Origin of the sequence: Polaribacter sp. KT 15, from assembly GCF_900143115.1 — a bacterium.
Taxonomy (GTDB): domain Bacteria; phylum Bacteroidota; class Bacteroidia; order Flavobacteriales; family Flavobacteriaceae; genus Polaribacter; species Polaribacter marinaquae.
The window spans coordinates 2,108,790-2,123,551 of sequence record NZ_LT670850.1; the positions used below are offsets into that span (position 1 = coordinate 2,108,790).

Sequence of the window (14,762 nt, forward strand, 5' to 3'; positions counted from 1 at the left end):
CTTAAGTTAATATTAAGTCTTTATCAATGTTAATATTTAACATCGGTTATGCTGTTTTCGATTATAGTTTTGAGGTTAATTAAAAACCTAACTTTTATTTAAATTATGAAACTATCAATAATGAAAACACGAATAACCATTGTAGCATTATTTGCTTTTGGTGTGTTGTTTTTAAACAGTAATCAAACCTATGGTCAGGCTACAAATGCGACTGTTAAAGGTAAAATTATAGATGCAGAAGGATTGCCTTTAATGGGTGCAACTGTAATTGTAAAAAACACGACTACTGGTTTTACTTCTGGTACAACAACTAATGAAACTGGTAATTATAAAATACAGCAATTGCCTTTGGGTGGTCCTTATAATGTAACTGCTAAATTTTTGGGCTTTCAAGATGCTGTAAAAAAAGGTTTTATGTTAAACCTTAACGATGCAATTTCTTTAGATTTTACTTTACAAGAATCTACTACTTCTTTAAGTGAAATTGTAATTTCTACAAATAGTATTGTAAAAAGAATACAACAAGTAGGCGCTTCAACAAAAATAGGCGCAGGTCAAATTAAAAATTTACCATCCGAAGGAAGAAATTTTACAAGATTAACAAGTCTGTCTCCTTTACAGGGTGGCGGAAGCATAAATCTTGGTGGGCAAAGAAGAACGTCTACAAATGTTACTATTGATGGTGTAAATTTTAGAAATACACTAACAGCAGGAGAAATTGGTCGTGGACCTTATACAATTTCTCAAGAAGCAATTAGAGAATTTGAAGTGTCTACAAACGATTATGACGTTACGCAAGGTAGACAAGGTGGTGGCTCTATTACTTCGGTTACTAAATCTGGTACAAATAATTTTGAAGGAAGTGCATTTTTTTATCACAGAGCAGATAATTTACAGAGTCAATATACAATACAAGGTCAAGAAAGAAGTGCAGATTTTTACAATTCGCAATCTGGTTTAAGTATTGGAGGACCAATAATTGAAGATAAATTACATTTTTTCTTAGTTTACGAAAGACAAGATGCCGGTGATCCTCAATTTATCGCAAATATAGAAAGTGACGACGATGCGAATAGGTTAGGAATAACTGAAGATAATTTAAATAGATTTTTACAGATTGGTAGAGATAAATATGGTGTAAGTAATTCACAGCAAATTGGTCAATTTGATAGAGTAACAGAGGCAAATAACCTGTTTTTTAGACTTGATTGGCAAATAAATGATAAGCATAGATTAACATTTAGAAATTTGTATAATAAATGGGACAATCCTTTTAGTGTAAGTGATAATTCTAGTATTGAGATTGCAGAATCTTTTTCTGATTTTGTATCAAAAGAAAATAGTATGTTTTTGTCTTTACGTTCTGTTTTTACGCCAAGTGTAACCAATGAATTTAAAGTACAATATCAACGTGCAGAACGTATATTTAGTCCGAATTCTGAATTGCCTTCTCAAAACATACCAAGAGCAATTGTACAAGTAGAATCTGTTTTGCCAAACGGAAAAACAAGTAATAGAAGTGTGCAGTTAGGTGGACAGCGTTTTACACCAGAAACAAATTTAGAAAATCAAATACAAATTTCTAACACAACCTATTTAACTAAAGGAAAGTTTAATTTTACTTTTGGTACAGATAATATGATAACTGCATTAGAAACGCAGTTGTCAAATGAGCAAAATGGTCGTTTTTTCTTCGATTCTTTAGATGATTTCGATAACTTAAATCCGTCTAGATTTGCAAGAGAAGTTCCGTTACAAGGTTCTACTTTGGTAAAGCAAACCGTTTTAGATTTATCAGTTTTCGGACAAGTAGAATTTGATATCAACACTAATTTAAATTTTTCTGCAGGCGTTAGATATGATGCAACAGCATTTGTTAATTCGGCAGAATTTAATCCATTAGTTTTTCAAGAATTAGGAATTCGTACAGATGTAAAGCCAGAAGATTTTGATAATATTCAACCAAGGTTTCAATTAATATGGAATATAAAAGGAAAAGACACAGATATTTTAAAACTTGGTGGAGGTATTTTTACTTCTCAGCCACATTATTATGCGCAAGTAAATAATATACAAAATAGCGGAACATTAATTGGTGCAGTTGATGTTACAGGTGCAGATGTTCCTTCTCCAGACTTTCCTGGTTACAGAAACGATCCAAATACAGTTCCTGGTGTGCCAGCAGGTGTTACACCATTTTCTACAATAAATGCTGTAAGTCCAGATTTCGAAATTCCAACAATATACAAGGCAAACGTAAATTATACACACTTTTTCGGAGATAAATATAGTTTAGGTGTAAATGCAATTTTTAGTCACACTAAGAACAATTATGTTTATCAAGAAGCTAATTTAGTTTCAGAGCCTTATTTTGTAACGCCAGAAGGAAGAGAAGTTTTTGTGCCTGCAAATACAATTCCTTCAAACGGTAGAGCAGATTGGACGGCGTCAAGAGCTTCTGATTTAGTTGGAAGAACGTTGGTTTTAAATTCTGATGGAATTTTAGATAATTTAGCTTTAGTTGTAGAAGGTTCTGCAAAAATTGGTGAAGATGGTTATTTAAACGCAAGTTTTACCGTAAATAGTTCTAAAGATAATTCTTCTTACAACTGTTGTGTTGCAAATACATCTACTTTTTTACCTGTTACAGGAGATCCTAGAGATTTAAATTATGGGTATTCTGATAATCATTTTGATACTAAACTTGTTGTAAACGGAGCAACACCAACTTGGAAAGGTTTTACCTTAGGTGCTACTGTTGTTGGTACTGGCGGATCTAGATATTCTTTACATACTTCAGGAAACAAAAGTGCAAACGGAGATTTTAACTTGAGCAATGATATTGCATATATCTACGATCCAGCAGATTCAAGTACACCACAAAATATTGTAGATGATTACAACGAAATTTTAAACGATCCAGAAACTACAGATGGTTTTAAAGAGTATTTAAGAGAAAGTTTTGGAGGTTTTGCAGAAAGAAATGGTGGTAAAAACCCATTTAGAGCAACTGTAGATCTTCGTCTTCAGAAAAAAATTGAATTTAATGGTTCTAAAAGTGCTTTAGAGTTTTCTGCAGATGTTTTCAATTTTATGAACTTACTTAACAAAGAATGGGGAAGAACAAATAACTTTAGTAGAAGAAGGAATTTTATGAATATCACTGGTTTCGATCAAAATACCAAAAGTTATACTTATAGTGTACAAACTGGCGCGGGTACAGAACCAATTAATGGAACTCCATGGAGATTACAATTAGGTGTTAGATATTCTTTTAATTAAAATAGTGTTGATTTAGTTTTTAAGGCTTGGTAAATTTTTATCAGGCCTTTTTTTAACAAAATGTAATTTATGAAATATAGTATATATATAGTTGTAACCTTATTAATGATTATTGGTTGTTCTCAATCTAAAAATCTTATCAATACAGATAATTCTTTTGCTAAAGAAAATTATCTAGCAAATAAAACCGGAGCCGTTTTACCTGTTGATTATAAGTTTGTAAATAAAAAAAGTTTTAAAGTTTTAACATGGAATGTAGAGCATTTTGTGGATGCTTTCGATAACCCCTACATAGATTCTAAAAGAGAGAATAACCCAGACTCTTTAATGAGTAATAAAGTAGCTTATCTAGCGGATGCTTTAACTAAGATAAATGCAGATGTTGTTGTGCTTCAGGAGTTTGAAAGTGCTAGCTTTTTAAAAAATATAGTAGCAACTAAATTGAAAAACTTAGGATATAAATACTTTGCAGATATACCAAGTCATGGTTGGTATATGAATGTAGTTGTAATGAGCAAAGTGCCTTTGGGTGTAATATATGGTTATGGTAATGTAACAACGCCTGTTTTAAATTATAAAGATGAAAACGGATTAGCGCAAACTCAAAATAATTTAAATACCAGAATGTGGTCTATAGAAGTGTATCCAAGTAAAAATTATAATTTTCTTCTTACGGGAGTTCATTTAAAAGCTGGTAGAGGAGATAGAAATATAGCAATGAGAAAAGGACAGATTAACTTTTTAAAACAGCAGTTTAAGCGTTTTTTAAAAGAGGATAAGAATAAAAATATTATGGTTCTTGGAGATTTTAATAGTGTACAAAACAGTGAAGAAATAAATATGTTTTTAAATGAAAAAGTGAAGAAAGAAAGATTTATCGATCCTTTGCCAAAAAACATCATGACGCACAATTCTAAAGATCCTAAACGTAGATTAGATTATATCTTGATAAACACAAATATGTTTAAAGAATATATTCAAAAATCTGCAAGTGTACCTCAATTATACAATGCAAATAAAATGAGCATTATTAGTGATCATTTACCTGTTGTAGCGAAATTTAACATTAATTAGAAAAAATATCAATGAAAAAAATTATAATAATAGTATTTGTTGCTTTTACAGTATATTCATGTAAAACAACTTTTAAATCAACTGAAAACAATACAACTTCAAAACAATCTACAAACGATAAAACTGCAGATTTTACACTCGCTTTTGGATCTTGTAACAAACCGAATCAAAAGAATTTATTATGGGATGATGTTGCAGCTGTAAACCCAGATGTATGGCTTTGGGGAGGAGATATTATTTATGCAGATACAGAAGATATGGCTAAAATGGAAGCAGATTATAATCTTCAGAAAAAGCAAAAAGGTTATGATGCTCTTTTAAAACAAACAAAAATTTTAGGAGTTTGGGATGATCATGATTTTGGTGCAAATGATGCGGGTGTAGAATATCCGAAAAAAGAAAAAAGTCAAGAGTTATTGTTAGATTTCTTAGGAGTAGATAAAAACTCTGCTAGAAGAAATAGAGAAGGCGTTTATCATTCTGAAGTTATAAAAACGGCTAAAGGTTCCGTGAAAATTATGTTGTTAGATACTCGTTATTTTAGAACAGATATCAGTAAAAAAAGCGTAAACGGAGATCAAGATAATCGTACTATTTTAGGTGAGAAACAATGGGCTTGGTTAGAAAATGAATTAGTTAATTCTAACGCACAGTTTAATATCATTTTAAGTAGTATTCAGGTTATAGCAGAAAAGCATCCGTATGAAAAATGGGCAAATTTTCCGTTAGAACGTAAAAAAATGTTAGATGTAATTGTGTCTTCAAAAGCTAATAATGTAATTCTATTATCTGGAGATCGTCATATATCAGAGTTTTCTAAAGAAGAAGTAAGTGGTTTAGCATATCCGTTAATTGATTTTACTTCTAGTGGAATGACGCATGCGAGTAAGAATTTTACAAAAGAATACAATCCGGCAAGAATTGGTAAGGTTGTTTCGTCAACAAGTTTCGGAGTGTTAAAAATTAATTTTGACAAAAATAGTGTAGAAATGGAAATGCGAGGAGATGGTACTTTGCAGCAAAAAATAGAGCAAGTTTATCCATTAAAATAATTAAAAGCGCTTACTCTAATTATTATTTTAGTATTTAAAAGACGAGCTGTTTTTCTTTTTGAAGTGTTGTAGCAACAGTTTGACGGGTGACTCCAATAAGGTCACCCATGTCTTTTTTAGAAAGTAGATTACTCAATAAAAAACGTTGTCCTTTTGTATTTGTAACTTCGATATTGTAATATTCTTGCAAAGACTTTACTTTATCTTCAATATTTTTTTCTTTAATCGTTTTTAATTTTACCTCTGCAGAACACCATCTTTTTACAATGTAAGAAATAAACCAATTTGTAACAGCGGGTTCTGTTGTGGTTAAGTTTTTAAAAAAATCTAAGTCATATAATCTTATTTTGCAATCGATTAAAGCTTTTGCGTATTCATGAAAAATACCATTTAGATATTTTAAATTACCAAAAAACTCATTATGAGGTAAAACTTCATATACAAAACTATCACCGTCATCAGAATAGCCACCTAATTTTACGGCACCTGTTATTATTTCGTAAATAAAATTGTCTTTGTTTGGTGGTAAATAGATGTAATCGTTCTTTTTTACATCAATCTCAAATATTAATTGATCATTAATTGGTTTGTTTAAACTTTGTAAATAGGGTAAAAGCTTAAAATCTTCAAAACCTTTATTAATCGGTCTAATATCGTTCATTATGTTGTTTAATTGATTTAGCAGATAAATGTAAATTTTTAAGCATGCTCTAATGTTAAGCAATTATTATTTAACATCATTTTATAAAAAAAAGCCAATCCAATTAAGGATTGACTTTTAATTAACTAACTATTATCAAATTCAAATTTTACTATTTATTAACTATGCTAATTCTTCTTCGACCATTAAAATATTAATTGCTGATTGAATTTTTTGCTGTTGTTGTTCTAACATTTTTCTTGTTGATGGTGCAAAAGCATCTTCCTTTAAAATTTCTTTATACTCTTCTAAACTTGCTTTTTCACCTCTTAAAGCTTCCTCTAAAATTGCCTCTTCATCATTTGTACTAAATAAAGACTTTAAAGACATCCAGTTTCTGTGCATTGCACCTTTAAAAGATCCGTCATCTTCCGGAATTTGGCCGTAAGACAATATTTCTGTTCTTAATTCTTTAGCAAATTGACTTCTTTCTGAAGCTCTATTTTTAAAGAAAATTTTTAAATTAGAACTTTCTACGTTTTCTGCAGAGTTTAAATATCCTTTCTCTGCATCGTAATTTTTCTCTAGTAATTCGTTTAACTTATTCGAAATTTTTTCTGTGTACTTCATTGTGTCATTTTCATTTTAATTTCAATATCGTTCTTTATAGATGTGTATTGTTTCGCATCTGCAACTCAAAGATACAAGCTAAATTAGAAGATAAAAGATGTTTAACAAGGTTTGTGATTTCTTAACTATTTTTAACGGTCTTAATGTTAAAATAGCGGGTTAAGCTTTAACATTTTTATCAAAATCATTGTGAGCCAATATAATAGTTGATTAATAGAAAAAAAGTTGTATTTTTGCGCCCACTTACCACGAGATGGTAAGATTATTAATAATCAAGGTCGAGAACCTTAAAAAATTAACAAATTATGTCTGTAAAAATCAGATTACAAAGACACGGTAAAAAAGGGAAACCATTCTATTGGATCGTTGCCGCTGATGCTCGTGCAAAAAGAGATGGTAAATACTTAGAAAAAATTGGTACTTACAATCCTAACGTAAACCCTGCAGAAATCAACTTAAATGTAGATAAAGCTGTACAATGGTTACAAAATGGTGCACAACCAACGCAAACTGCAAAAAACATTTTATCTTACAAAGGTGCAATGTTAAAAAATCATTTAGCTGGTGGTGTTAGAAAAGGTGCTTTAACTCAAGAGCAAGCAGATGCAAAATTTGCAGCTTGGTTAGAGGCAAAGTCTACAAAAATTGCTGATAAAGAAGCAGGTTTATCTAAAGCTCAATCTGATGCAAAAGCAGCAGCTTTAGCAGCAGAAAAAGCAGTTAACGAAGCAAGAATTGAAGCAGCTAAACCAGTTGTAGAAGAGGTTGCTGAAGAAGTTGCTACAGAAGAAGCGGCTCCAGAAACTATTGATGAAGCAGCAGAAAAAGCAGCAGAATAAATTATAAAGTTATACGAATATGCGTAAAGAAGATTGTTTTTATTTAGGCAGAATCGTAACAAAATATAGTTTTAAGGGAGAAGTTGTTATCAAGTTAGATACAGACGAACCCGAGTTGTACAAAAATATGGAATCAGTTTATGTCGAATTTGGCACAAACCTGGTTCCATTTTTTATTGATAAAAGCTCGCTACATAAAGGTAATCAACTACGTGTGCAGTTTGAAGATGTTTACTCTGAAGAAGAAGCAGATTCAATTTTAAAATGTGGTGTTTATTTACCCACAACAATGTTACCAAAACTAACCGGAGATAAGTTTTATTACCACGAAGTAATAGGTTTTACAGTGGTTGATGCTAATTTTGGCGAAGTTGGTACAATTGTTCATATAAATGATAAAGCTGCTCAACCATTATTTGAAATCGATAGAGATGGTAACGAGGTATTTATACCAATGGTAGACGATTTTATTAAAAAAGTTGATAGAGAAAATAAAACTATAGAAGTAGAAACTCCTAACGGACTTATAGAACTTTATCTATAAAAAGAGAGGTGCTAGAGCGGTCGAATAGGCTACCCTGGAAAGGTAGTGTGCTGGTAACGGTACCAAGGGTTCGAATCCCTTTCTCTCTGCTAAAAAAAATATATTTAAAATTTAATTATTTAAAAAGTTCTGTGTAATTAAACACAGAATTTTTAGTTTAAAAAACTAATAATTTGTCAAAACCATTTAGATTTAAAGAGTTTACGGTGCATCAAGATAAAACTGCCATGAAAATTGGTACAGACGGTGTTTTATTAGGAGCATGGTGTTCTTTAGGTGAGTATCCAGATACTGTTTTAGATGTTGGTTCTGGTACAGGTGTTATTTCTTTAATGATAGCACAACGTTGTGATGCAATGACTATTGATGCTGTAGAAATTGATGAAGGTGCTTACGAACAAAGTGTAGATAATTTTGAAAAATCTGATTGGGCAGACCGTTTGTATTGTTACAATGCAACTTTTAAAGAATTTGCAGACGAAATAGAGGAGGAAGAAGAAGAGTATGATGTTATAGTTTCTAATCCGCCATTTTATACAGATAATTTCGAAACCGATGACAATGCCAGAAATAAAGCTCGATTTACATCGGCTTTATCATTTGAAGATTTAATAAGTAATGCAGCAAAAATTTTATCTAAATCGGGTGTTTTTTCTGTAATTATTCCTTTTAAAGAAGAAACGAGTTTTATTGATTTAGCAAAAAAAAATCATTTATTTCCTACTAGAATTTGCCGAGTTAAAGGCACAGAAACATCAGAAATTAAAAGAAGTTTATTAGAGTTTTCTTTTATTGAAAAAGAATTTTCGTTAGAAAATTTAACAATAGAAATCTCTCGACATGAATATACAGAAGCTTATAAAAATCTTACAAAAGATTTTTATTTAAATATGTAAATTTTTACGTTAGCCAATAACGTTATTTGGATTATAACCTAAATAAGGCACTTCTTTTTCTTTAAATTTTATTCCGTAATTTTCTAATTCTTTTAAAATTGGCTCGTACACTTCTTTAGAAATAGGTAGTTGTACTCCCGGAGTTTTAATTTCGCCTTTTAAAATCTTTAAAGCAGCAATTGCAACCGGTAAACCAACGGTTTTTGCCATAGCAGTATATTTTTGATTTTCGCCAATAACAACCAAGCTACTTTCTATTTGTTTTTTTTCTCCGTTTAATTCGTAACCAAATAAATGTTGCATAACAATCATGTCTTTATCATCTTCTTGCAATGTCCAAGAATCTTCGAGAATTTTTTGCAGCATTTGTGCAGGGGTTGCGTTTTTTAAACCAATAATTTTCTTAGGATTAAAAAGATCAAGCTCAACTAATTTTTGCCACATAATATCATCTTGATCAATTTTTAAATAAGAACGTAGTTTTAGTTCAACAGAATCCGAAGGTGAATACGCTAAAAATAGATTTACAAAATCTCTGTAGCTCATTTTATCAGAATTTTCTATGATGTATGTATCATCTGTCATACCTAATTGTACAAAAATATTCCATGCTCTAGAAAAACCAACTTTTCTAATGGTGCCTCTGTACATTGTTGGTATGTTTTCTAAACCGTAAACATTTCTATATTTTAAAGAATCTCTGTTAGCATAGGCTTCAAAATTTCCGCTTCCATTAATTTTTAAAAACTCGGTACGTCTAAATAACTTATGATAAGGTATGTATTTGTAAGTTCCTTCTTGTATAAACATTGCGGCACCGCCTTGTCCTGCTAAAACTACATTTCTCGGATTCCAAGTAAATTTGTAATTCCATAAATTAGTGTCGCTTTCTGGTGCTACTAATCCGCCTGTAAAAGATTCAAATAAAAGTAATTTGGCATTTTTTTCTCTTAATTTATCAAGAATTTGCATTGCACTCATGTGATCAATTCCTGGGTCTACACCAATTTCATTCATAAATACCAAACCATTTTCTTTTGCTTTAGAATCTAAGGCTTTCATTTCTTCGGATATATAAGAAGCGGTTACCAAATGTTTTTTTAATTTGATACAATCTTTTGCAACTTCAATATGAAATCTTGCAGGCAACATAGAAATTACAATATCTGCATTTTCAATACACTTTAAGCGGTTTTCTTGATCAAAAACGTCCAATTGAATAGCTTTTACATTCTTTTGTTTTCCAATTAATTTTTTTGCATTATCAACAGATACATCTCCTATTATAATGTAGAGATTTTCTTGTTCAGATTTGTCTAATAGATATTTTATAAGAGAAGAACTAGATTTACCTGCGCCAATAATTAGGATGTTTTTCATGGAATAAGATGTATTTTTGTATGTAATACGAATATACATTAATTGTTTAAAATTAAACAAAAACCATTAAAAATGTTTAAAAATTTAATTATTACTACCGTGCTTGGTGCTTTGGCTATTGTTTTAGGTGCTTTTGGCGCACATGCATTAAAAGAAAGTTTATCTGCAACAGAGTTGCTTAGTTTCGAAACAGCGGTTAGATATCAAATGTATCATGTAATAGTTTTACTTTTTGTAAATACTTATAACGGATTTTCAATTTCTCAAAAAAATAAGATAAGTCTATTTTTCTTTTTAGGAATTTTATTCTTTTCGGGTTCTATTTATGCCATAAATTTAACTTCAATTACGGCAAAATCTATTTGGTTTGTAACACCACTGGGTGGTTTGTTTTTTATAATTGGTTGGATTTTAATGATTACACTATTCGTAAAAAAAATATCAAATAAATAATATATTCATAAAAAAGAGGTAAATAACTTTTCTGTAAAAAAATATTGTTTAATTTTGTAGTGTAATAATAGAAACACAACTAAAATTATAAAAATGATAAATCTAAATACGAAATCGATTTCGTTAGAAAATTTAGGAATCAGAAATGCAACTGTTCGTTACCAATTAACTTCGGATGAACTGCATGCAGAAACTTTAGAAAAAGAACAAGGTGTAGAATCTTCTTTAGGCGCAATTGCGGTTAATACCGGAGAGTTTACAGGAAGATCGCCAAAAGATAGGTTTATCGTAAAAGATGATATTACCAAAGACCAAGTTTGGTGGAGTGATATTAACTTACCATTTGACGCTGATAAATTTGATGCACTTTATAACAAAGTAACCGATTACCTTTCGGATAAAGAATTATTTGTAAGAGATTCTTATGCTTGTGCAGACGAAGATTATAAATTAAATATTCGCGTTGTAAACGAATATCCTTGGAGTAATATGTTTGCTCATAATATGTTTTTAAGACCTACAGAAGAAGAACTTAAAACATTTGATGCAGAATGGACAGTTGTTAATGCACCTGGTTTTATGGCAGATGCAGAGGTAGATGGTACACGTCAGCATAACTTTGCAATTTTAAACTTTACAAGAAAAATTGCTTTAATTGGTGGTACAGGATATACTGGTGAAATTAAAAAAGGAATATTTTCTGCTTTAAATTTTATCTTACCAGTCTATAAAAACACCTTACCAATGCATTGTTCTGCAAACGTTGGTAAAGATGGTGATACGGCTATTTTCTTCGGATTATCTGGTACAGGTAAAACAACACTTTCTACAGATCCAGATAGAAGTTTAATTGGTGATGATGAACACGGTTGGACTGCAGAAAACTCTGTTTTTAACTTTGAAGGAGGTTGTTATGCCAAAGTAATAAACCTTTCTAAGGAGCAAGAACCAGAAATTTTTGGAGCCATTAAAAAAGGAGCAATCTTAGAAAATGTTATTATGAACGATAAAGGTGAAATAGACTTTGCAGACATATCAATAACACAAAATACTAGAGTTAGTTATCCAATTTATCATATAGAAAATATTAAAAAACCATCAATTGGTAAAAATCCTAAAAATATTTTCTTTTTAACAGCAGATGCTTTTGGTGTGTTGCCTCCAATATCTAAATTAACACCTAACCAAGCTGCATATCACTTTATATCTGGTTATACAGCTAAAGTTGCAGGTACAGAAGCAGGTGTAACAGAACCAACACCAAGTTTTTCTGCGTGTTTTGGTGCGCCTTTTATGCCTTTACATCCAACTAAATACGCAGAAATGCTTAGTAAGAAGATGAAAGATGCAGGTGTAAACGTGTGGTTAATTAATACTGGTTGGTCAGGTGGACAATATGGTGTTGGTAGAAGAATGCCATTAAAATATACAAGAGCAATGATTTCTGCTGTTTTAAACGGTGATTTAGGAAGTTACACATATGAAGATTATCATATTCACTCTGTTTTTGGCGTAGCGCAACCTAGAAGTTGTCCTGGTGTACCAACAGAATTATTAAGTCCGAGAGCTACATGGAACAATGATGAAGCCTACTATAAAACAGCTTTTAAATTATCAAATGCATTTAGACACAACTTTAAACAATTTGAAGATGTAGCTAGTGAAGACATCCGCAGAGGAGGACCACAGCGTTATGCTTTTTAGAAAAAAAACATATTTTTTTATTAAAAACACCTCTTTTTGAGGTGTTTTTTGTGTTTTTAAGCATGTTTTTCATTAAAAATTGGTTTGAGTCAAGATTTGAAGTTATAGAGTTAATGTAAACTACTCTTTCAAATTATCTTTGTAGTGTACTTATAATGGTACAGAAATTGCAATAATTAGAATAACAGAGAAAGTTAACCATAAAAAAAATAAATATGAGCAATAGTAGTAACACAGTAGTAGGTTTATTAGCAGGTACAGTTATAGGGGCAACCTTAGGTATTTTATTTGCACCAGATAAAGGAGAAAAAACAAGAAAGAGAATTTCTGAAGAAGCAATCGCAGCAAAAGACAAAATGACAGAAAGGGCTTCTGAATTGCAAAGTCAAGTTTCTTCTACTGTTTCAGACAAAAAAGAAACTTTAGATACGCAATTAGAAAATGTAGTTTCTAACGTTAGTCATAAAGCAGAAGATGTAATTACTACTTTAGAGAAAAAGCTGAAAGAGTTAAAAGAGAAAAATAAAAAATTACAAAAATCTGTCTAAATAGATGAGCATTTTTAAAAGTTTTAGTAATTCTGCAGACAAAGGTACAGATGCTGGTAAAGAGTTTGTTGCAAAATCTTACGAGCATGCAAAATTAAAAGCGTTTCAAATATCTGCCTTAACTATAGGTATGATTGCTAAAATACTTTTAATAGGAGGTTTGGCTTTTATTGGCTTTGTTTTCTTATCAATATCGGCAGCAATAGCATTAGGAGATCTTTTTAACAGTAGTGCTTTAGGGTATTTAGCTGTAGCAGGAATTATAATTGTTGTTGCATTGCTTTGTTATCTTTTTAGAAAAACTTTAGATAAAAAAGTTATTAGTAAAATGTCTGATGTATTTTTTAATTAAATATAAAAGTTATGAAAAACTATACTAGTTTCGAGGAAATTGACAGAGATTTAAAGCAATTAGCTTTAGAAAGAGACATCGCATTAGAAGAACTAAAAGTCGTGAAACATGATTTTGAAGAAAGCTTAAAGCCATTAAATATCTTAAGTAGTTCTCTAAAGTTTTTAAGTAAATACAGTGCTTTAGTGTTTATAAAAAAGATTTTTAAATAAAATATAACAGCAAAGTTATTCGATTTTTTTTATAATATTCGAATAAGTGGTTGGTTGATTGATGAACCTCAGCGTGAATGCGCTGAGGTTTTTTTATTGCTCTAATACTGCGGTTAATTTTTTCTTAAACTGATTAGGAGTGATATCATATTTTTCTCTAAATATTTTAGAAAAATAACTTCTGCTACTAAAACCGATTGAATATACTATTTGAGAAATATTTAAATCTGTAGTTCTAATTAAATCTCTAGCAGATTCTAATCGAACATGTCTTATATATTCTGTAACTGTTCTATTGTATAAAAATTTAAAACCATCTTGTAATTTCGATTGCGTTAAACCAGATTTTAAAGATAAATCTTCTAAAGAATAATCTTTTTCTGGTCTTTTTAAAATAAGTGCACTTAACTTTCTAATAATTTTTAATTCACTTTTATCTAAAGAAGTTGGTAGTGGCACACCAGCTAAAAGTCTATTATGTTGTTGAATGTGTAAAGATAATATTTCGTAAACAACAGCTTCAATTTTTAGAATTCTAAGCATTCCTTTGCCTTTTACTTTTTTGAGTTTCTTAATTAAATCGGCCATTTTTAAATTAAGCGTACCATAATTAGAAAAACGATTTTCATGATCTGTATCAACAAAAACTTCATATAATTTTTTGTTTAGGCTAGAAACGTTAGAGGTTCTTTTTTGTAAAAATTGTTTTCTTACAATTTCTATTAAATTTAGATTTAAGTGTTCATTTTTGATGAAATGTAGGTAATTATAACCGCCTGTTTTATTCGTGAAAATTAAAGATTGAAATTGTTCTACCTTTTTTTCTGTATTGTCTACACCAAATCGATGTTTAAAAGAACCAACAGAAGGATATAAAAACCGGATAGGATTAAACTCTTGTTGCGCTAAGATTTTAAAAACAAACTCTTTTCGAAGTGTAATGTCAAAATCTAGTAGATTCACGCCCCAATCAAAAGGTACAAAACGTAAAGTGCCTTTAGCATTTTCATTGTCTATGGTTAGAATACTTTCGTTCCAATTATTTATAATAGAACCGCCAATTTTTTGCTGTATTTGTTCAAGTAAATCTTTCTGACTGTTGGCAATTATATCAATTGTTATCATAATTAAATACTTGAAGTTACTGTAAATGTTT

At 30.4% G+C, this 14,762-nt stretch carries 15 protein-coding genes and 1 tRNA gene; 12 read left to right on the plus strand and 4 right to left on the minus strand.

The window, feature by feature from the left end; genetic code table 11:
- The first annotated feature begins 120 nt into the window (after nucleotides 1-120).
- From B5464_RS09450 to B5464_RS09460, 3 genes are all read left to right on the plus strand, one after another.
- Entirely contained in the window at nucleotides 121-3,282 is a 3,162-nt protein-coding gene (locus B5464_RS09450; protein WP_231963585.1) for a carboxypeptidase-like regulatory domain-containing protein, read from the plus strand.
- A 69-nt stretch (nucleotides 3,283-3,351) separates the two neighbouring features.
- A complete protein-coding gene (locus B5464_RS09455) occupies nucleotides 3,352-4,356 on the plus strand; it encodes an endonuclease/exonuclease/phosphatase family protein (protein ID WP_154066958.1) in 1,005 nt (334 codons plus the stop codon).
- An 11-nt stretch (nucleotides 4,357-4,367) separates the two neighbouring features.
- Nucleotides 4,368-5,408 (plus strand): alkaline phosphatase D family protein, encoded by a 1,041-nt coding sequence (locus tag B5464_RS09460; RefSeq protein WP_079738166.1) that lies wholly within the window; start codon nucleotides 4,368-4,370, stop codon nucleotides 5,406-5,408.
- A 34-nt stretch (nucleotides 5,409-5,442) separates the two neighbouring features.
- Here the strand turns inward: B5464_RS09460 and B5464_RS09465 are convergent, their stop codons facing one another.
- On the minus strand, nucleotides 5,443-6,069 hold the full coding sequence (locus B5464_RS09465) for a Crp/Fnr family transcriptional regulator (protein WP_231963587.1): 627 nt from the start codon (nucleotides 6,067-6,069) through the stop codon (nucleotides 5,443-5,445).
- A gap of 162 nt (nucleotides 6,070-6,231) precedes the next feature.
- Entirely contained in the window at nucleotides 6,232-6,678 is a 447-nt protein-coding gene (locus B5464_RS09470) for a PA2169 family four-helix-bundle protein (RefSeq protein ID WP_077811144.1), read from the minus strand.
- A gap of 305 nt (nucleotides 6,679-6,983) precedes the next feature.
- On the opposite strand from B5464_RS09470, the gene B5464_RS09475 reads away from it, so the two are divergent.
- From B5464_RS09475 to B5464_RS09490, 4 genes are all read left to right on the plus strand, one after another.
- A complete protein-coding gene (locus B5464_RS09475; RefSeq protein ID WP_077811145.1) occupies nucleotides 6,984-7,517 on the plus strand; it encodes a 30S ribosomal protein S16 in 534 nt (177 codons plus the stop codon).
- A 19-nt stretch (nucleotides 7,518-7,536) separates the two neighbouring features.
- A complete protein-coding gene (rimM, locus tag B5464_RS09480; RefSeq protein ID WP_079738167.1) occupies nucleotides 7,537-8,061 on the plus strand; it encodes a ribosome maturation factor RimM in 525 nt (174 codons plus the stop codon).
- 2 nt (nucleotides 8,062-8,063) lie between these two features.
- A tRNA-Ser gene (locus B5464_RS09485) sits at nucleotides 8,064-8,150 on the plus strand.
- An 84-nt stretch (nucleotides 8,151-8,234) separates the two neighbouring features.
- Entirely contained in the window at nucleotides 8,235-8,957 is a 723-nt protein-coding gene (locus B5464_RS09490) for a tRNA1(Val) (adenine(37)-N6)-methyltransferase (RefSeq protein WP_231963589.1), read from the plus strand.
- Nucleotides 8,958-8,966: 9 nt separating this feature from the next.
- Here B5464_RS09490 and B5464_RS09495 read toward each other — a convergent pair whose 3' ends face one another.
- A complete protein-coding gene (locus B5464_RS09495) occupies nucleotides 8,967-10,337 on the minus strand; it encodes a saccharopine dehydrogenase family protein (protein ID WP_079739008.1) in 1,371 nt (456 codons plus the stop codon).
- Between the two features lie 72 nt (nucleotides 10,338-10,409).
- Here B5464_RS09495 and B5464_RS09500 point away from each other — a divergent pair, with 72 nt between their 5' ends.
- From B5464_RS09500 to B5464_RS09520, 5 genes are all read left to right on the plus strand, one after another.
- Entirely contained in the window at nucleotides 10,410-10,790 is a 381-nt protein-coding gene (locus B5464_RS09500) for a DUF423 domain-containing protein (RefSeq protein ID WP_079739009.1), read from the plus strand.
- A gap of 93 nt (nucleotides 10,791-10,883) precedes the next feature.
- Entirely contained in the window at nucleotides 10,884-12,494 is a 1,611-nt protein-coding gene (pckA, locus tag B5464_RS09505; protein WP_079738168.1) for a phosphoenolpyruvate carboxykinase (ATP), read from the plus strand.
- Between the two features lie 215 nt (nucleotides 12,495-12,709).
- Complete coding sequence (locus tag B5464_RS09510; protein ID WP_079738169.1) at nucleotides 12,710-13,042, plus strand: YtxH domain-containing protein; 333 nt, start codon at nucleotides 12,710-12,712, stop codon at nucleotides 13,040-13,042.
- A gap of 4 nt (nucleotides 13,043-13,046) precedes the next feature.
- Complete coding sequence (locus B5464_RS09515; protein WP_079738170.1) at nucleotides 13,047-13,394, plus strand: hypothetical protein; 348 nt, start codon at nucleotides 13,047-13,049, stop codon at nucleotides 13,392-13,394.
- 11 nt (nucleotides 13,395-13,405) lie between these two features.
- Complete coding sequence (locus B5464_RS09520; protein WP_079738171.1) at nucleotides 13,406-13,606, plus strand: DUF6327 family protein; 201 nt, start codon at nucleotides 13,406-13,408, stop codon at nucleotides 13,604-13,606.
- A gap of 93 nt (nucleotides 13,607-13,699) precedes the next feature.
- Here B5464_RS09520 and B5464_RS09525 read toward each other — a convergent pair whose 3' ends face one another.
- Entirely contained in the window at nucleotides 13,700-14,731 is a 1,032-nt protein-coding gene (locus B5464_RS09525) for a helix-turn-helix transcriptional regulator (protein ID WP_079738172.1), read from the minus strand.
- Between the last annotated feature and the right edge of the window lie 31 nt (nucleotides 14,732-14,762).